This is a genomic window from Vibrio cortegadensis (genome assembly GCF_024347395.1).
GTDB lineage: Bacteria > Pseudomonadota > Gammaproteobacteria > Enterobacterales > Vibrionaceae > Vibrio > Vibrio cortegadensis.
Genome location: NZ_AP025473.1, coordinates 1,050,534 through 1,069,075, shown reverse-complemented (window position 1 = coordinate 1,069,075; position 18,542 = coordinate 1,050,534). Strand labels below are relative to the sequence as shown.

Genomic DNA, 18,542 nt, shown 5'->3' with positions numbered 1-18,542 from the left:
TATATACCATTACTGTGTGACGTATTACACAAACTCAGCGGATGATGTGCTGTTATTGATCACAGCCCTGCCAACTGCTGTCTTTTTGCTCTCTTGCATAGGCTAAGATTAGAACATTTCATCACATGGAGTTTGATATGAACAATCTCAATCAAATGCTAAAGCCAAAATCGGTTGCGGTCATCGGCGCTTCGCAAAAACCATTTAGAGCGGGCTCTATTGTGATGAAAAATCTACTGCAAGGTGGGTTTGAAGGCGCCATCATGCCCGTCTCTCCGAAATTTAAGTCGGTTTGTGGGGTTCTTGCTTATAAAGATATTCCATCCCTTCCTATCGTGCCTGATATTGCCATTTTGTGTACTCATGCCACACGTAACACTCAGTTATTCACCGAATTAGCGAATAAAAAAATTCCTGTTGTGATAGTACTTTCTTCGGATATGCACCTCATTGGCAGTAGTGGCCAAACAATAAGTGATGAGTGTTCAACTATTGCGAAGGAAAATAATATTCGACTGCTTGGTCCTAACAGTTTAGGGTTGATTCTTCCTTGGATAAATTTCAATTGTTCCTTTTCCCCTGTCACCGCTCTTAGAGGCAAAATCGCTTTTGTTTCCCAATCTGCGGCGGTATGCACAACCATTCTTGATTGGGCAAATGATAAGCAGATTGGTTTTTCTGCCTTTATCTCTATTGGTAATGGCGTTGATATCGATTTCGCCGAGCTTCTCGATAACTTAAGTGTTGATAGCCATACCGAGGCTATTTTGCTCTATGTCGATACAATTAAAGATGCACGAAGATTTATGTCAGCAGCTCGTGCTGCATCAAGGAATAAACGAATTCTAGTTCTCAAAGCGGGTACCACGAGTGCCGGTAAAATTGCAGCAAAAGCTCATACTGGTGGGGATGATACGTTAGACATCATTTATGACTCAGCGATTAGAAGAACAGGCATGCTACGAGTAAAGAATACTCATGAATTGTTTGCTGCAGTTGAAACCTTAACTCATGCCGTACCTTTACGTGGCGAACGTTTGGCGGTAATGACCAATGGTGGTGGCCCTGCCATTATGGCTGTTGATACCTTATTCAACCGAGGCGGAAAGTTAGCGACTTTAAATGAGCAAACAATATCAACGCTTGATGGTCTATTGCCATATAGCTGGTCCAAAAACAATCCAATAGACATGATGGGGGATGCGGATAAAACTCGCTATGTTAATACGTTAAATACTCTGCTCGATAGCGATGATATTGACGCGATTCTTATCATGCATAGCCCCTCTGCGGTTGCTCATTCAATGGAGACAGCGCAAGCCGTCATTGACGCAATTAAAGCTCATCCACGTCATAAACGATTCAATATATTGACTAATTGGACTGGCGAACAAACCGCTAAACCCGCAAGGCAGTTGTTCACTCAGGCCGGAATACCAACCTATAGAACCCCTGAAAGTTCCGTCGTGGCATTTATGCATTTAGTCGAATACCGACGAAACCAAAAGCAATTAATGGAAACCCCAACCACAGCGGAACATGTTGATTTGAGTAAAGTTGAACTAGCTCGTCGTTGGATCGGTGATCAATTGCTGCAGAGTAACGATTCTTTGGATACTCATCAGATCAGCCCCTTACTCAACCATTATGGCTTATCCACCCTGCCAACTTGGATTGCTTCAGATCCGATTGAATCTGTCCATATCGCAGAGAAAATCGGTTACCCTGTAGCGGTCAAACTGCGCTCTCCTGATATTGCACATAAATCAGATGTTCAAGGCGTGGTACTGAGTTTAAGAAACAGCACAGAAGTAGCAAATGCTGCACAAGCTATATTGGATCGTACTCAACTCTCCTATCCTACAGCCAATATACACGGCCTTCTTATCCAAGGGATGGCAAAATTAGCCGGCGGGCAAGAACTGAGGATTAAGGTTAAAACTGACCCCATTTTTGGCCCTGTCATCTTACTTGGACAAGGGGGATCAGAGTGGGACGAATCAATTGATGCTGCGGCTGCGCTTCCTCCTTTGAACATGACCCTGGCGCGTTATCTCATCGTCCGAGCGATCAAAGAAGGCAATATTCGTCTACAAAAATTACCTGAACCAATTAACATCGATGGGCTCTCAGAGTTCCTCGTTAGGATTTCTCAAATGATTGTGGATTGCCCTGAGATCCATCAACTGGACATACATCCACTATTAGCTAATGGGGATGAGTTTGTGATCCTGGATGCTGACTTGTCGTTGAAACCATATGTTGGTGATGCACAGCAACGTTTAGCCATTCGACCTTACCCTATTGAATCTGAAGAAATCATTTTAACTAAAGACGATCGACGTATTTTATTAAGGCCAATTCTGCCTGAAGACGAGCCCCTTCATGCCGATTTTATTAAAAATGTATCGAAAGAAGATCTGTATAAGCGATTTTTTAGTGATGTTGGCGAGTTCAACCACGAAGCTTTAGCAAACTTTACACAGATAGATTATGACCGTGAGATGGCATTTGTCGCTGTAGAAAACTTTTCAAGTGATCCAAAGATCATCGGCGTCTCTAGAGCCTTAATTAATCCAGATAATACTGATGCTGAATTTGCTATTTTGATCCGTTCAGATCTTAAAGGGATCGGTCTAGGTAAGTTATTAATGACAAAGATCATTACCTACTGTGAATCTAAAGGGACTGGCCAAATATCAGGAATGACGATGCCTACAAATAGAGGCATGTTGATGCTAGCTCAAAAACTAGGATTTGAGCTAGATGTACATTTTGAAGATGGGACGGCTGATATGGTTTTGGTGCTAAACAAGTGACCAATTTCTTTTAAGATATTGAATGCACCACGATTTAGCTTCACCAATATTACTGCGTTTCCATGCCAGAACTAGGTCGATCTTGCGAGTTTCACTACCCTCGATTTGTTTTAATTGACCATTTTCAATCAGTGGTTGTGCAACTTGAACCGGAAGAGTTCCGATGCCTAATCCTGTAATTAAAGCATCAAGTTTTGCTTGGAAATTGGTAACAGTCAACCGAGGTTGCTTCTCTAAAATATTCACACTGATTGCAGGTTGATCTCTTGCTGTATCGGCAATGGCGATCACTCGATATTTTTCTCGCGCAGCCTGATCAAACTCACCTTTGCGTTTGTGAATATAGTGATCAGTAGCTGCAACCCACATCATTTCCATTTTACCAATGTCTTCCGTTTTCATCTCTTGTGGGATAGTTGCAAGCCTAGGACAAATTAACAAGTCTGCACGATCAGTGACTAAAGACTCCCAGCATCCCGCTAAGATCTCTTCTTGTAAGCGAATGCGGGTCTTGCTGATTTTCCCTAGCTCATCAACCAATTTAAAGAAATTTGAAACAGGGATGATGCCGTCAAACGCAATAGTGATATCGAGCTCCCATCCGTTGGCCAAGATAGTCGCATCACTCACTAGCTTCTCAGTAGCCGATAAAATCTGACGACCTCTCTCTAAGATCAGGTTACCAGCATCGGTGAACGCCGCTTTATGACCAGAGCGATCGAAAATCATGATGTCTAAATCTTGTTCTAATTTCTGTATCTGGTAACTCAATGAGGATGGTGCTCTATCAAGCTCATTCGCTGCAGCCGCAAAACTGCCTCTGCGTTCAATCGCATCAAGTATGTGTAATGCTTCTAGTGTAATTGGACTTTGCATTGAGGCTCCCAGATAAATTAGAGATATGTAAGACAAAAATAAAAAAGCCAGCATAAGCTGACTTTTTTATTATTTCATTCTAAAAATGTAAATAAAAGAATAAGTTGAATGAAATTGTATTATTTATTCGCCATCTCTTTTTTTACCATTACAGCAGCTGCAATAATAAAAACGACGATTAAACCAAGTTCCATGACGATTCCCCAATCAAAAACAAAATTCATGATAAAAAATAAGATACTTAACAATTGTAACATTAATTGTGAAATATGATAGTTTTTAACCACCTTCTTCTCTATTTAGACGATTTGGATCAATAAAGGCACAATCATGTGCCTTTAGTTGTCTAGAAAAAATGAAATTAATCAGGGAAACCATCAGGGTTCTTAGACTGCCAATTCCAAGTATCTGCGGTCATTTGATCTAAAGTACGACTAGCATTCCAGTCTAACTCGGTTATCGCTTTGCTTGGATCTGCCCAACATTCTGCAATATCCCCAGCTCGCCTTTCGACAAGTTTATAAGGAACCTTCTTGCCTGACGCCTTTTCAAAAGCAGAGACCATATCCAATACACTAGAACCATTGCCAGTTCCAAGATTATAGATATGCAAATCAGGCTGATTTGCCTTTTTCTGCAGTGCCGCAATATGCCCGTCAGCAAGATCCATGACATGAATGTAATCACGAACCCCTGTGCCATCTTTCGTTGGGTAGTCTCCTCCGAAAATAGAGAGGAATTCACGACGGCCGACAGCAACTTGAGAAACAAATGGCATTAGGTTATTTGGAATGCCTTGCGGATCTTCGCCTAACTCACCTGATGGGTGCGAACCAACAGGATTAAAATAACGTAATAGCGTGATGCTCCAATCTGGGTTTACTTTCTGGAAGTCAGCCAAACACTCTTCAACCATCAGTTTGCTTCGACCGTATGGGTTAGTTGCACTGGTCGGGAAATCTTCGGTAATCGGCACTGATGCAGGATCACCATAAACGGTAGCCGATGAGCTGAAGATTATAGTCTTAACATCGGCTTCACGCATCGCGTCAACAAGGACTAGAGTTCCATTTACATTGTTGTCGTAGTATTCCAGTGGTTTTTGCACTGATTCGCCAACAGCCTTAAGGCCTGCAAAGTGGATTACGCCTTGTATCTCATTCTCTTTCAACACATCAATAAGCAGTGCTTTATCTCGAATATCGCCTTGAATAAATTTAGGACGAACGCCCGATACTTTCTCGATACGCTCTAGAACGCTCTGTTTGCTATTATAAAGGTTATCAAATATGACGGGGGTCATCCCAGCTTCTAGCATTTGGATACAGGTATGACTACCGATGTAACCCATTCCGCCTGTTACTAATATTTTCATTATTAAATACCAACTGTCTATTTGCGATTAGTGTACCTAACTCTCTCAGATATTTACACTATCTCAGCTTTACAGTTTTTAAATGTGGCATTTTTCTTAAATATGAGCGATCACTTTAATTGGTTGTTTTGTTAATAAAAATGAAGGGGATCACAGACAACAAAATCCAAATAGAGCAACGTGAATCAACTGTAAAAATGCGAGTGTTAATCTCCTTGAATAGACCAAAGATAACGTTAAATTGTGACATGGGTGAAAGCTTCGGACATTGGACAATGGGGGCTGATGAACAAATCATGCCTTGGGTTGATATGGCCAATATTGCTTGTGGATTTCATGCTTCAGATCCCCAAGTAATGGCAAAAACCATAGCATTAGCAAAACACTACCACGTTGATGTTGGTGCTCATCCCGCTTACTACGATTTGCAAGGGTTTGGCCGACGTTCCATCCCCCACACGTGCGCGCAAATTACCGAATTGGTGGCTTATCAAGTGGGCGCGTTACTCGGTATCGCAAAGCTTAAAAGTGCGAAGATAAAATACGTAAAACCCCATGGCGCTCTTTATAACGATATGATCGCAGACAAGGCGATATTTGAAGCGATTGTAGAAGCCGTTTCTCTTTTTGGTTTACCCCTTATGACGCTTGCGACACCAAACAATCAAATTTATCTCGATATTGCAGATAAATACGATGTTCCACTGCTTTTCGAAGCTTTCGCGGATCGCGCATATCAAACGAACGGCTCACTTGTACCAAGAAATCAAACAGGTGCGGTTTATCATAATGCGGATGATATTTTTAACCAAGCGATGCAGTTATCCAATTACGGTAGCGTAACCACATTGAGTGGCGAAACATTACAATTAGAAGTAGATACGCTCTGTGTGCATGGAGATAATCCCACGTCCATTGCACTGATTCAAAGATTAAGCCAAGCACTCACACAAACGTAAGGAGGAGTGATTTGCGACCTGATTCCTATACCATCAACCCCGTTGCTGAATGCAGTGTTATGCTGCGATTTGAATTACCCATAACGGCCCAATCACTCGCGCTGGTTGGTTACACCGCGAATTTAATTCGTTATCAGTTTCAAACGTCGATAATGAACGTTACCCCATCGTACTGTTCCATTTTAGTTGATTATCTACCTTACCGAATTTCAGAATCTCAAATCATCGCTCAGTTACACGAGTTGATGTTAAACACAGATGAACATCAACCCTCAAAACTTAGCCCCAAAACCATCACCCTTCCGACCTACTATTCGCATAGAGTTGGCCCTGACATCAGCCGATACGAAAGTATTGGAATCACTCTTGAAACTCTGATTGACCTACATACCTCTGATGTATATTCGGTTAGCGCCATAGGCTTCGCTCCTAGCTTTGCTTTTTTGTCTGGGTTAAATGAGAAATTAAAGCTACCAAGGTTAGAAACGCCACGCGTGTATGTTCAAAAAGGCAGTGTTGGTATTGCTGATAGGCAGACCGCGGTGTATCCAAATCATTCTCCTGGTGGATGGAATATCATTGGCAATTGCCCACTTGAATTATACCGCCCAGACTCAGCTGAAATTTGCCCATTTAATATCGGTGATAGCGTTAAATTTGAATCCATTGATGAATCGACATTCTTATCATTAGGCGGTGTGATTAAAGAGGCTGACAAACAATGAACACGATAAAAATCAATAAACCAGGCCAGCTTAGCTTAATTCAAGACTTCGGGCGCTTTGGCCTATCACAACACGGCATCACACAAGGTGGCCCTGTTGATGACTATGCGTATAGCTGGGCAAATTATTTATTGGGAAATACTGTCAATTTAGCCACCCTAGAAATTACTCTCGGTCAGGCTGAATTTCAAGTTCAAAATGACTGCCTTCTTGCTATTTGTGGTGGTGATCTCCAAGCAAAGCTTGATGGAGTGGCGATTGATAATTGGAGTAGTTTTGCGGCTTACAAAGGACAAATGCTCACTTTTGGGCTTCCATTCAATGGACTGAGAAGTTATCTGGCCATCAAAGGAGGATTCATTACCCCAGCTCAATTAGGCAGTTGCTCTACCGTTGTGAGAGATAAACTCGGAGGTGTCCATTCTGATGGTTTGCCCCTTAGCTCTGACGATGAATTGCATTTTCATCTTCATGAAGTCAAAAATTTTAAGCCCGTTAGCCTCACATTTCGATTCAAACCAGACTACAACTTACCCTTAAATTTACGAGTCATTGAAGGTTACCAATGTGATGACTTTTCGGCTGAAGCGAAGCATAGTTTTTATTCGAATAAGTTTACGGTGGATCAAAACTCAGATCGCATGGGTTATCGATTATCTGGAACGATGATATCTACACCTTACAATGGAATACTATCAGAAGGGATCGCTCTCGGGGCGGTTCAAGTTCCAAGCGATGGACAGCCAATAATCTTACTTAATGATAGACAAACGATTGGTGGCTACCCGAAACTAGGCTGTGTCGCAAGAATTGACTTACCCCGACTGGCACAAGCGAAACCGGGACAACAAGTTCAATTTACTCGTGGTGATCGGCTTGGATTACAGGATGTATGGTGTCAGTGGGCAAATTTCTTTGGATACTAAGAAACAATGAAACGAATGGGTCACTACCATTAGCACTCTTGAAAGAGTTTCAAGTTAAGATAATGGATAGAAAGGCAAATGGCTTACTATCCATTTGATTATATTTAACTATTTTGGGATTGAACCCCTGATATTTTCGCTAAAGATTGTGGGTAATGACGTTCCTTTGCAAGTTGCAGAGCCCTCTCTTCAACCTCATGGCGAGATAAATCACAAGTGACAGGGTAACTGGATAATGAAGTTTCATCGCCTTCAAATCCTAATGAATCAAACCAGAATGTCGAAATTTTACGTGCTGCTTCAAGTGCTGAAGACGCTTTTACGACCTCGATTCTGGCATACCTTTCACCTTCAAACGAAACGTCCGCCGCACGTAAACTCGGATCACTTCCTGGAATTTGTTGAGCTCCGAATAACGGTTTGCCAGCTACCGTTGAGCTCATATATGAAGGTATAAACTGACTCATATGCTCTATCGCACTTGTAGAGCGCTGATGAATAACCTCGTTAGACCAACCGGAATTGATCTTTTTAAGTAAACGCTTTGGTAGTTGAGGTTGAGATGATGATGAGTCGGAGGTCACAAGCCCATCCTCAAACAGAGTGATCCCTTCTGTCATACCATGCAATTGGAAATACCCATCAGCATAAGGTGTTAATTGGGCCATGCCCTGTGGTGTACCTCTTGGCCCGTGGAATATAACCTCTGGCCATTCATCACTGCAATCTGGCCAATGAGTTACGTAGGCTGCTTTGAATTCAACTAACCGATCTCTTTGCTTTCCTAAATAGTCGTCAATTTTTCCAGTTTCAAAACCGCTCGCATTGATCAGAAAATCCGCTTCAAAAGTAGAAGTGTGACCAGATACTTGCTCATAAGAGAGCGTCCAATGGTCTTGGTTCCATTGAGCGTTAGTCAGCGACGTTCCTGTCATCACAGTGCAATTAGGGTTTCTTTCTAGTGCAATGTTTGCTGTTGCTGATAGACGAAATACACTCATTCCAAACTCTTGAACCGCGACAACTGGATACTTTAGAGCGCTTAAATCTGTATATTGAGCGAAAGGAATGACCCAGTCATCGATCGATCGGGGCTGTTTAGGTTGGGTTTTTAGGGCTAATTCCTGCAAATCCGACAATGAGTAAAGCTTATAATAATCTTTCGGATCACCAAGTACCTGATTATCAATACTCTCCTCGACGAGTGATTGGTACGCATTTGCAACACTTTTCAAACGTGGCAGGAGTTCATTAGGGTCGCCACCGTCAGAATGAGGAACTGCAATGACGGTTGGTCGAATATTCAGCGAATGTGGGTAAAGACGAACCGTTTCAATTGATTGACGAAGTAACTCAAGACACTGCTGTTCAGATATCTCACGATACAAATTACCACCCGCATGTAAGTGACATATTGGTGGGCCATTCACTAAGCTTGGGCCTTTCTCTAGTAAAGTGACATCTAATCCCATCTCAGACAAATGGATTGCTGCTGTAGAGCCGGCAATTCCACCGCCAATGATTGCAATTTTACGCTTAGGGTGAATCTTAGTATTCAATATCATGAGCTTAACTATATGATTTATAGGCTGTGGTCAGTAAAAATCAACCAGATTATGAGCAGTGCGTATTCTACTGAGTAAACGAGAAGAATAAAAACACATTTTGATTAAGGGATTAGTTTCTCATTATTATTTACTAGAACAAAAATACTAAAATTTCTTCTTGACTCATTTATCCAGCCTAATTAATTCAGTCCATAAATGAAAGCAAATTGAGTGTAACTCTTGTAGATTGAGGCTTAGCGAGGATTGATAGATTTACAAATTCAAGTTATCCCAAATGTTATCCACCGTTTTTGTGGATAACTGGGATAACTTATTCATTAATGTTAGCTGATCCCTTTATTTACGGGGGTTAACAAGCGCTTAATAAGAGAATTAACCACCACAGCAAGGGTAATAAAAGTGATAACTGGTAAAACTATCCACAATAATGGATGAAATTTAGGTGTCAGCTCAAATCCATAATTCATTAAACTAGCCACACTCAACTCAGCCCCCAAACTGGCAACGAGACCTGCAACGAGCGCCATCAAACCATATTCACTCCAAATAGTTTGAGTGATACGTTTCTTACTCGCTCCTAAGGTTCTATACAAGCGGATTTCCTGCTGTCTTTGAGACAAGCTCAGCCTTAATAAAGTAAATATTAACAATAGGCCTGCAATCACCCCTAAACCAGCAAGCACGGTAATGGACCAGATGATTTGAGTAAGAAGCGACTGTATCTTTTCTCCCATCATTCTTATATCCATAAGGCTCACGGTTGGATGCTCTCTAGATAGTTGCTGTAACAGAGCCTGATCACTCTCTTCTGCTTGAAAACTGACTAACCAAGTTGATGGAATAGATTGCAGAAGATCTGGAGTGAAAATGAAATAGAAATTCGGCTTCATCACTCGCCACTCAACCGCACGAATAGAGTTAACTGTCGCGATAACCGTCTGACTATTTATGACGAAAGTAAGCTCGTCACCGAGCTGTATGCCTAAATCTTCAGCCACTTCAGACTCGACAGAAACACCTTTAGTTGACGTCCACTCTCCTGCAATCACGTCGTTATAAACAGGTAATTGATCTCCCCAAGTAAAGTTCAATTCTCGGCTGAGAACATCCGTCTCTTCTTCGTTTTCATTTTGGCTTTTCGCTGGTTTTGCATTAACTTCTGAAAGTCTGCCCCGAATGATGGGAAAGGCTTGAGAGCGATCAATATGTTGCTCATCAAGTGCCGCAAGATAAGCCTCTTTCTCATATGGCGCAATGTTTAGGGCGAAGACATTCGGCGCATCTGCAGGTAATGTCTGTTGCCAATCGGCAAGTAGATCCGTTCGAACCAACCAAATTACTGACAAAAGCATAAGTGACAGCGCAAGTGCTCCAAACTGAAGTCCACTGGCGGTTGAAGAGCGGTTGATGCGGCTTAACGCTAACTTCATTGATGTCGATAACGGTAATTTCACCATCGTCTTTGTTATTCCGATGCTAAGCAGCGCAAGGACGATAAACAATACAAAGATGCCACCAATAACAATCCAAACCAGAGAATTGGAGCCATAAGCAAAGATCATAGGGACAACCGGAACCAGTAACAACAACCAGTGCTTATAATCTGTTGTGGCTTGATTATCAGGTTGCATAACATTCATTGCGGAAGTATTAAGCAAGCCGAGAAGCGGAATACCAAGAGCAGGCACGCCAATCGCAACACTTGCTAACACTGAGATCAATCCTGGTTGGTAGCCATACTCTGGAAGTGGTGTCGGCAGTAGATCAGAGAGTGGGATCCTAAGAAGCATTTCAAGGCCAACACCAATCGCTAATCCTAAAACAACGCCAATCACTAATAACAGAATAACTTGGATAATGAGCCAACGAGCGATCCACCCTTGACTTGCCCCAATGCTTTTTAACATCGCAATTGTTTGTCTACGACTGGCAACGTAATGCTGACAAGTTAGTACCAGCGTTGTCGCGGCCATGATAATCACAATCGCAACCGTTAATGATAAATACTGCTTTGTTCTATTAAATACTTCGTTAGTTCGGCTTGTTGTATTTTGGTCACGCCATCGATCACTGGGCGTCAATTCAATACTCTCTTGAATTCGCAAAATAGCATCACTGTCACCCGCTAGAAATAGTCGGTGTTGAACCCGGCTTCCGAGTTGAATTGCCCCTGTCTTTTCGATGTCGTCCATATTGATTAGTGCCGTAGGCATCTGTTGGAACGGGTTAAAACTGAGCCCAGGTTCTTGTACGATTCGACCACTGACTAAAAAATCCGCGTCACCAACCGTGACATTGTCACCGATTGATACGTTTAACTGTGCAAAAATTCTTTCATCTAACCAAAGTTCTCCTTGCTTCACCATATTTTGTTGATCCGCTTGGCTTCCCAAAATCAGCTCACCAAGCAATGGATAATTACTTTCCACGGCTTTGACGGTGATCAGTTGCATCCCATTATCACTGAATGCCATGGTGGCAAATCGAGTAAGCTCGGAAGTTTCAAGACCTTCAACTAGACTCTGTGCAATCAGGACGTCTGGAATTGGATTCGCAGAAACAAAGACGCTATCAGCGGTCAACGCATCTTTGCCCTGCTTCACGATTACCTGTTCCATTCTTTCTGCTAGAGCTGATAATGCAAAAATACACGCAATGATTAGTGTTAGTGCAATAGAGATCGGCCACAACTGACCATGACGGATTTCCTCAGTACTCCAAGAGAATAGTCGACGATTCAACTTCGCTCCCTTAGCTTTGATCATGATTGAACTCCTCAATGACACCATTTTTCATATGAAGTGTTCTATCACATCGTTTTGATAATTCTAGATCGTGAGTCACTAGAACTAGCGTCGTCCCGTGCTGCTGATTCAACTCAAACAGTAACTCAATCACTTTCGCTGCGGTTTGCTGGTCCAAATTACCTGTAGGTTCATCGGCAAACAGAATCTTAGGTTTAATCATAAAGGCGCGAGCTAAAGCGACACGTTGCTGCTCTCCTCCCGATAATTGAGAGGGCAAGTGGTCGACACGCTCAGACAGGCCAACAGATGCTAATAGCGCCAATGCTCGCTCAGTATCTTCCTCTTCTCCTTTTAGCAGACAAGGTAGAGTGACATTGCCTAATGCAGTTAGACTAGGGATCAACAAAAAGCTCTGAAACACAAACCCAATCGATTCGCTTCTGATTGCGGCTCTCGCTTCATCGGTTAACGTGGATAAAGGTTTACCGAGTAAATGGATTTCACCAGCTGTGGGCGTGTCTAGCCCCGCAAGCAGGGTCATAAGAGTGGACTTACCGGCCCCTGAGGTACCAACAATCGCAACAGACTCGCCACTTAAGATTTCAAGGTTAACGTCATCTAATATTGTTAAATGCTCTTGATTAGTAGAGACTAGTTTTGACACAGACTCGGCTTTAATAATGGATGTATGCATGACTCGACTATTTTCCTTTTTTTTAATTGTTCTACTTTCTAGTAATGCTGTTGCTTCTAATTCACAAAGTAACACTCTTCTTGTACTTGGGGATAGCTTAAGTGCGGGCTATCAAATGGCGATTGAAGATAGTTGGCCTAGCCTTCTGCCGGTTGAGTTGCAGAAACACGCTTCGCTGACCAACAACCAACCCGTCACCGTGGTTAACGGCAGTATCTCTGGTGATACGACAGGTAATGGATTAGCTCGCTTACCTGAATTGCTCAACCAGCATAAACCTAACTGGGTCATTATTGAGCTAGGCGCTAATGACGGCTTACGCGGATTTCCTCCTCAGTTAATTAAAAAGAACCTCACATCATTGATTCAAATGAGTAAAGATGCAGGTGCTCATATTGCATTAATGCAGATTCAAGTGCCACCTAACTATGGCAAGCGATATAGCAAAGCGTTTTACGAAATCTACCCTGCAATAGCAGAAGAGCAATCCGTCCCTCTACTCCCATTTTTTCTTGAGTATGTGATTCAACAACCCTCTTGGATGATGAATGACGGACTTCACCCGAAACCGATCGCACAGCCGTGGATAGCTCGATTTGTTGCGCAAGAATTAGTTAACATTCCAGATTTTACTGGTTTAGCTCAATAAAGTTTACAAAGCTTTACGATATTCTGAATTCATAACGCGGCTTAAAGTCTACAAATAGAGTCGGAAACGCTAGCGAATTTAGGATAAAAATATGCTCATCAAACCAGTAATTAAAGGGGTTGTTGCACGGTCAGCCCATCCGTATGGCTGTGAAGAATCCATCAAGCAGCAGATCCAATATGTTAAAAATGCAGAACAGATTGTTGATGGCCCTAAACGTGTTCTAATTATTGGCGCATCATCCGGTTTTGGCTTAGCTTCTCGTATTGCCGCAACCTTTGGCGGAAGCAAAGCAGATACAATTGGAGTCTCATTTGAAAGAGGACCATCGGAGAAAGGCGTTGGTACTGCTGGTTGGTACAACAATATATTCTTCAAGCAGCAAGCAGAACATGAAGGCCGCGTTGCCGTTAATATTGTCGGTGATGCATTTTCAAATACCGTTCAAGAGCAAGTGATCGAGGCGATAGAGACATATTTTGAAGGTGAAGTAGATTTAGTCATTTACAGCTTAGCCGCTGGCGTTAGACCAAAAGATAATGGTGAGTTTTGGCGCTCTGCAATAAAACCTATTGGTGACAATGTCACGGGGTCATCGATTAATTTAGAAACAGACCAATGGATAGAAGCTGAAATTGAAGCGGCATCGGAAGAAGAAGCGGATGCCACCGTTAAAGTCATGGGGGGTGAGGATTGGGAGCGTTGGATTGACACCTTGATCAACACCGAGTCTATTGCTCAAGGTTGCCAAACTATCGCATTTTCTTACATCGGCCCTGAAGTCACCCACCCTATTTATCTCGACGGAACATTGGGCCGGGCCAAAATCGATTTACACCAAACTAGCCATTCGCTGAACTTAAAACTCGCTAACTTTGATGGTGGTGCTTACGCAACGGTTTGTAAGGCTCTAGTGACAAAGGCGAGCGTTTTCATTCCAGGGTTAAGCCCATACATTTTGGCTCTATACCAAGTAATGAAAGAAAAAGGGACACACGAAGGTTGTATCGAACAGATGCAACGCCTTTTCTCAAGTAAGTTATTCGGTCAAGATAAAGTCCCTGTAGATGGTGAGCGTCTGTTAAGAATGGATGACAAAGAGCTTGATCCTGAAACACAGCATGAAGTTTCACAATTATTGTCAAAAATGAATGAGACTAACTTTGCCGAGATTGGGGATTATCGTGGATTTAAACATGAATTCATGCAACTTAACGGCTTTTCCTTTGCCAATATAGATTATTCCAAACCGATTTCGATGGGAGATCTTGAACTGCTTGAGCCTTAACAGATATCTTAAGGTGTTAATTTATAATGTCTTCTTATTTTTAAGACAATATCAAATGGTTAAGGTCCCAATATTTATTTGGGACTTTTTTTTGTTACATTGAATAACCCTTCGTATACTTAGGGTATATTGTTCAGATTATCAATATATGATGAATATCATCAAGCCTAGGAAGGGTTTGCAATACATAACAATAAGGATATCCATAACGATATGACAAGAATCAATACGCAAGAGTTGTCAATTCCTGAGAACATGCAGCTTGGCTGGCAGAATATTGTGGATTTATTAGCCGAAATCATCTCTGTACCTTCGGCGCTGATCATGCGAGTTCATCCTAAGCACATTGAAGTGTTCTGTCGAAGCAACTCTCCCGAAAACCCTTACTTAACTGGTGATAGCGAGTCACTGGGCAAGGGGCTCTATTGTGAAACCGTCATTAATTCAAATTCAGAACTGCTTGTGCCCAACGCCCTTAAAGATGATAAATGGAAATCAAACCCTGATATTGCCCTCGGTATGATTTCGTATTGCGGGATCCCATTGAACTGGCCAAATGGCGATGCTTTCGGCACCATCTGTGTTTTAGACAGCAAAGAAAATCATTACTCTCCTATGTATCGTGAATTGTTAGAAAGCTTTCGAATTTCTATCGAATCGCAACTCACAACACTCTATCAACATGCGAAACTACTTTGTCTCAATGATGAACTCAAATACCGAGTAAAAACCAGAACAAAGGACTTAGCCAGTCTAAACTACTCACTTAATCAAGAAATCGATAAGCGTAAAGCCGCTGAACAACAGATCTCATACCAAAAAAGCCATGACTCTGGCACCGGATTCTTAAACAGAAACGCTTTTGAAACTGAACTTGATAAGTTGATGAAAAATCGAGTTGGGAACACCTCTGAGATTGCAGTGATACATATTGGTTTTACTAATGGGCGGCGTATTCAAGCCAAGTATGGCTACCATGCCTTCGACGAGGTATTAAAACGCTATCGTGATCGTATTGGTGGAATCGACCTTATAGAAACAATCACCGCGAGACCAACATCAATTGACCTTGCTATCGCAATAAGAGCCAACGATATCTCCACACATTTGGAGCTTTTGTGCCATAAGCTAATTGAGGTTGGGCATTCCGAGTTCTTTATTGAAAACGATAAAATCCACTTACATGCTTTTATTGGTATTGCCACTGGCAAAGATGGACAAATCGCAAGTGATGTTTTGAAACACGCCAACGAAGCGATGATCGCATGTAAAGATTCAGGCAACAAATACCGATTTTTCTCTCAATCACTGTCCGATAGTCAATCTCATATTAATCAACTTGAAAGCTACCTGTTACAAGCAGTCAGAAATGATGACCTGATGTTGTACTTCCAACCTAAGGTATGCCCTACTTCTCATAAATGGACAGGAGCAGAAGCACTTTTACGCTGGCGTCATCCGGTTCTTGGGGATATTTCTAATGAAACTCTTATTCACATGGCAGAGCAAAATGGCTTAATCTTCGAGGTCGGCAATTTTGTTTTACGAGCGGCGATTGAAAAAGCGCGGGAGTGGTCAGATTATGTTGATCACTTTAAGATGGCGGTTAATGTATCTGCTATTCAGCTAAAAAATGTGCACTTTGCCGATCAGGTACAACACTTACTGGAAACTTATCACCTTCCCCCTAGTTACTTAGAACTAGAAGTGACAGAAAGCGGTTTGATTGCCGATGAAGCCGTCGCACGAAATACACTTCAAAATTTACACGATCTGGGTATTACCCTCTCTTTAGATGATTTCGGTACTGGGTATGCTTCTTTTGCGTACCTTAAAAAATTCCCGTTCGACTGCATAAAAATAGACAAGAGTTTTGTTCAGCAAATCGATAAAAGTGTTGATGATGAAGAGATTGTTCGTTCAATTGTTCAAATCGCTAAGAAATTGGATTTAAAAGTGATTATTGAAGGGGTTGAAACGCAAGAACATGAGAATTTCATTATTGATGAAGGCTGTGATATTGGTCAGGGGTATTTCTATGGAAAACCAATGACTTGCCAAGATTTCGAGCAAGGATTGATTAATCAAAACTATATCGGCTCTACTCAATTTACGTATCAATAACTAATTTGATGCAGTTTCCCTTTACTCCTAAGGTGGCGGTTTCTATAATCGCCGCCTTTATCTTTTTTAATAGGCAAATTTCGTTATGGATCAGTTGACTGCTAAGCTGAAAAAGCTTGAAAAACAGAACTATCGTGCATATCAACAGATCAAAGGTCAGTATGACTTTGGTGATTTCCAGCTTCATATCGACCATATCCAAGGCGACCCGTTTGCTTCGGCTTCTCGCTTTCGAGCGACAAGAGCATGGTCTTTAACCGGTTTAGGTTGGTTAACGGAAAAATCAGCGGCTTATCAAATCGCAGCTCGTGATTTTATTGCTCGTAGCTTTGCGGAATTTGCCAAGCAAGAAACCAGCATCTCTATTGCCTTAACGGGACAAACGATTCTTGATAGTACTTCTGTTGTGTTTACAGAAGAAGGAATTGATATTCGATTCCGCATCAACTTACCCGCTGATGGTCGAAGCATTCTGGCTAAGAAAGCGAGCAACATTATTACGTTCTACTTGCCAAAATTTATTCGTCGTTCAACGATCGAAAGAGAGCTTAATCTTGAGGCTATGATCAAGCACTGTGAATGTGCTGAGGATCAAGAGTCAATGCGTAGCCAGTTAGCAGGCAAGCAACTGGCAGCCTTCGTTGCAAACGGTAGCGTTCTGCCACGTACTGCAGGTAATTGTGATTTTCCAATGAAAGATGCGGTTGCTTTTGTTGCCCCTTCTTCTCTTGAAGTTACATTAAACACACCTAATAAAGGTGACATTAAAGGCCTTGGTGTTCCTACAGGTATCACGCTTATTGTTGGTGGTGGCTTTCATGGTAAATCAACACTATTGAATGCGATTGAGCGTTCAATCTACAACCATATTCCTGGTGACGGTCGTGAAGGTATCGTTACAGATCGTAATGCAATGAAGATTCGTGCTGAAGACGGTCGCTGTGTCCACCACCTTAATTTATCTAATTACATTAACCACTTACCTATGGGTAAAGACACTGCTGATTTCACGACTCAAGATGCTTCAGGGTCAACCTCTCAAGCCGCTTGGTTACAAGAGTCTATCGAAGCAGGTGCAACTTCTTTACTGATTGATGAAGATACGTCTGCAACGAACTTTATGATCCGTGATGAACGTATGCAAGCATTGGTCAGTAAAGGAGATGAGCCAATCACTCCGTTAGTGGATCGAATTGGTCAATTACGAGATGAGCTGAATATTTCAACCATGGTGGTTATGGGCGGTTCAGGTGATTATCTCGATGTGGCTGATACTGTGATTCAAATGCATGATTACCAAGCGGTAGATGTCACTGAAAAAGCGAAAAAAGTCATCGAGCAGCACCCATCTCAAAGAAACAATGAGTGTGAAACTTCACTAGAAGCGTTCCAACCTCGTAGCTTGTTTTGTAATGCTCTGATGAACATCCTTGTTGATGGTAAGTTCCGCGTAACCGCAAAAGGAAAAGACTCTTTACGTTTTGGTAAAGAGTTTACTGATTTGAGTGCGTTGGAGCAGTTAGAGTCAAGCTCTGAAGTCAATGCTATCGGTTGGACTTGGTTCCAAATGGCTCAACATGCTGGTTGGCAAGAGAACCCATCTCAAGAGATCAATCGACTTCTCTCTGATGATTGGCACCAAACTATGCCTAATGTTGGTGATTTAGCAAAGCCACGCACACTAGATGTAATGGCCGCTCTAAACCGTATGCGCAAATCTCAATTTAAATCGAGTGATAACCAGTAAACAAATATCGAACGGCTTAGACAAAACTTAAGCAAACCTGTTGTT

Annotated in this window: 13 protein-coding genes; 8 read left to right on the top strand and 5 right to left on the bottom strand. The window is 42.0% G+C overall.

All coding sequences use genetic code 11. The features are described from left to right. The first annotated feature begins 137 nt into the window (after positions 1–137). The gene (locus OCV39_RS18965; protein ID WP_261889699.1) at positions 138–2,819 is read left to right on the top strand and encodes a bifunctional acetate--CoA ligase family protein/GNAT family N-acetyltransferase; all 2,682 of its coding nucleotides are present in this window, start codon (positions 138–140) and stop codon (positions 2,817–2,819) included. Here OCV39_RS18965 and OCV39_RS18960 read toward each other — a convergent pair. Both OCV39_RS18960 and galE read right to left on the bottom strand, forming a co-directional pair. Next, positions 2,808–3,695, bottom strand: a complete 888-nt coding sequence (locus OCV39_RS18960) for a LysR family transcriptional regulator (protein WP_261889698.1) — start codon at positions 3,693–3,695, stop codon at positions 2,808–2,810. The two genes, OCV39_RS18965 and OCV39_RS18960, sit on opposite strands and share 12 nt — an antisense overlap. Before the next feature lie 361 nt (positions 3,696–4,056). Beyond that, positions 4,057–5,070 (bottom strand): UDP-glucose 4-epimerase GalE, encoded by a 1,014-nt coding sequence (gene galE / locus OCV39_RS18955; RefSeq protein ID WP_136995373.1) that lies wholly within the window; start codon positions 5,068–5,070, stop codon positions 4,057–4,059. A 197-nt stretch (positions 5,071–5,267) separates the two neighbouring features. Here galE and OCV39_RS18950 point away from each other — a divergent pair, with 197 nt between their 5' ends. Genes OCV39_RS18950 through OCV39_RS18940 form a run of 3 tightly spaced genes read left to right on the top strand, consistent with a single transcriptional unit; the run spans position 5,268 to position 7,680 of the window. Continuing rightward, positions 5,268–6,029, top strand: a complete 762-nt coding sequence (locus OCV39_RS18950; RefSeq protein ID WP_261890142.1) for a 5-oxoprolinase subunit PxpA — start codon at positions 5,268–5,270, stop codon at positions 6,027–6,029. A gap of 11 nt (positions 6,030–6,040) precedes the next feature. Further along, positions 6,041–6,754, top strand: coding sequence for a 5-oxoprolinase subunit B family protein (locus OCV39_RS18945; protein WP_261889697.1), 714 nt, complete (start codon positions 6,041–6,043; stop codon positions 6,752–6,754). Beyond that, a complete protein-coding gene (locus OCV39_RS18940; RefSeq protein ID WP_261889696.1) occupies positions 6,751–7,680 on the top strand; it encodes a 5-oxoprolinase subunit C family protein in 930 nt (309 codons plus the stop codon). Before OCV39_RS18945 ends, OCV39_RS18940 begins: the two co-directional genes overlap by 4 nt. 104 nt (positions 7,681–7,784) lie before the next feature. On the opposite strand, the gene OCV39_RS18935 is transcribed toward OCV39_RS18940, so the two are convergent. From OCV39_RS18935 to OCV39_RS18925, 3 genes are all read right to left on the bottom strand, one after another. Next, the gene (locus OCV39_RS18935; RefSeq protein WP_261889695.1) at positions 7,785–9,245 is read right to left on the bottom strand and encodes an FAD-dependent oxidoreductase; all 1,461 of its coding nucleotides are present in this window, start codon (positions 9,243–9,245) and stop codon (positions 7,785–7,787) included. Positions 9,246–9,571: 326 nt separating this feature from the next. After that, on the bottom strand, positions 9,572–12,013 hold the full coding sequence (locus tag OCV39_RS18930; RefSeq protein ID WP_261889694.1) for an ABC transporter permease: 2,442 nt from the start codon (positions 12,011–12,013) through the stop codon (positions 9,572–9,574). After that, positions 12,000–12,689 carry an ABC transporter ATP-binding protein gene (locus tag OCV39_RS18925; RefSeq protein WP_261889693.1) on the bottom strand — a complete coding sequence of 230 codons (690 nt, stop codon included), beginning with the start codon at positions 12,687–12,689 and terminating at the stop codon, positions 12,000–12,002. The genes OCV39_RS18930 and OCV39_RS18925 overlap by 14 nt, the downstream gene beginning before the upstream one ends. Between OCV39_RS18925 and OCV39_RS18920 the strand changes: the two genes are divergently transcribed. The 4 genes from OCV39_RS18920 to OCV39_RS18905 all read left to right on the top strand — a co-directional run bounded on the left by OCV39_RS18920 (position 12,688) and on the right by OCV39_RS18905 (position 18,497). Next, positions 12,688–13,338, top strand: a complete 651-nt coding sequence (locus OCV39_RS18920; RefSeq protein WP_261889692.1) for an arylesterase — start codon at positions 12,688–12,690, stop codon at positions 13,336–13,338. The two genes, OCV39_RS18925 and OCV39_RS18920, sit on opposite strands and share 2 nt — an antisense overlap. A gap of 91 nt (positions 13,339–13,429) precedes the next feature. Further along, on the top strand, positions 13,430–14,626 hold the full coding sequence (fabV, locus tag OCV39_RS18915; protein WP_017051248.1) for an enoyl-ACP reductase FabV: 1,197 nt from the start codon (positions 13,430–13,432) through the stop codon (positions 14,624–14,626). Positions 14,627–14,839: 213 nt separating this feature from the next. Continuing rightward, positions 14,840–16,750, top strand: coding sequence for a bifunctional diguanylate cyclase/phosphodiesterase (locus OCV39_RS18910; protein ID WP_017051247.1), 1,911 nt, complete (start codon positions 14,840–14,842; stop codon positions 16,748–16,750). Positions 16,751–16,835: 85 nt separating this feature from the next. Further along, positions 16,836–18,497 carry an ABC-ATPase domain-containing protein gene (locus OCV39_RS18905; protein WP_261889691.1) on the top strand — a complete coding sequence of 554 codons (1,662 nt, stop codon included), beginning with the start codon at positions 16,836–16,838 and terminating at the stop codon, positions 18,495–18,497. Positions 18,498–18,542: the final 45 nt, after the last annotated feature.

What these genes read in the sequence shown, in the direction of transcription:
- OCV39_RS18965 (WP_261889699.1), top strand. Translation starts at nt 138, where the DNA reads ATGAACAATCTCAATCAAATGCTAAAGCCAAAATCGGTTGCGGTCATC.
- OCV39_RS18960 (WP_261889698.1), bottom strand. Translation starts at nt 3,695, where the DNA reads ATGCAAAGTCCAATTACACTAGAAGCATTACACATACTTGATGCGATT.
- galE (WP_136995373.1), bottom strand. Translation starts at nt 5,070, where the DNA reads ATGAAAATATTAGTAACAGGCGGAATGGGTTACATCGGTAGTCATACC.
- OCV39_RS18950 (WP_261890142.1), top strand. Translation starts at nt 5,268, where the DNA reads ATGCGAGTGTTAATCTCCTTGAATAGACCAAAGATAACGTTAAATTGT.
- OCV39_RS18940 (WP_261889696.1), top strand. Translation starts at nt 6,751, where the DNA reads ATGAACACGATAAAAATCAATAAACCAGGCCAGCTTAGCTTAATTCAA.
- OCV39_RS18935 (WP_261889695.1), bottom strand. Translation starts at nt 9,245, where the DNA reads ATGATATTGAATACTAAGATTCACCCTAAGCGTAAAATTGCAATCATT.
- OCV39_RS18930 (WP_261889694.1), bottom strand. Translation starts at nt 12,013, where the DNA reads ATGATCAAAGCTAAGGGAGCGAAGTTGAATCGTCGACTATTCTCTTGG.
- OCV39_RS18920 (WP_261889692.1), top strand. Translation starts at nt 12,688, where the DNA reads ATGACTCGACTATTTTCCTTTTTTTTAATTGTTCTACTTTCTAGTAAT.
- OCV39_RS18925 (WP_261889693.1), bottom strand. Translation starts at nt 12,689, where the DNA reads ATGCATACATCCATTATTAAAGCCGAGTCTGTGTCAAAACTAGTCTCT.
- fabV (WP_017051248.1), top strand. Translation starts at nt 13,430, where the DNA reads ATGCTCATCAAACCAGTAATTAAAGGGGTTGTTGCACGGTCAGCCCAT.
- OCV39_RS18910 (WP_017051247.1), top strand. Translation starts at nt 14,840, where the DNA reads ATGACAAGAATCAATACGCAAGAGTTGTCAATTCCTGAGAACATGCAG.
- OCV39_RS18905 (WP_261889691.1), top strand. Translation starts at nt 16,836, where the DNA reads ATGGATCAGTTGACTGCTAAGCTGAAAAAGCTTGAAAAACAGAACTAT.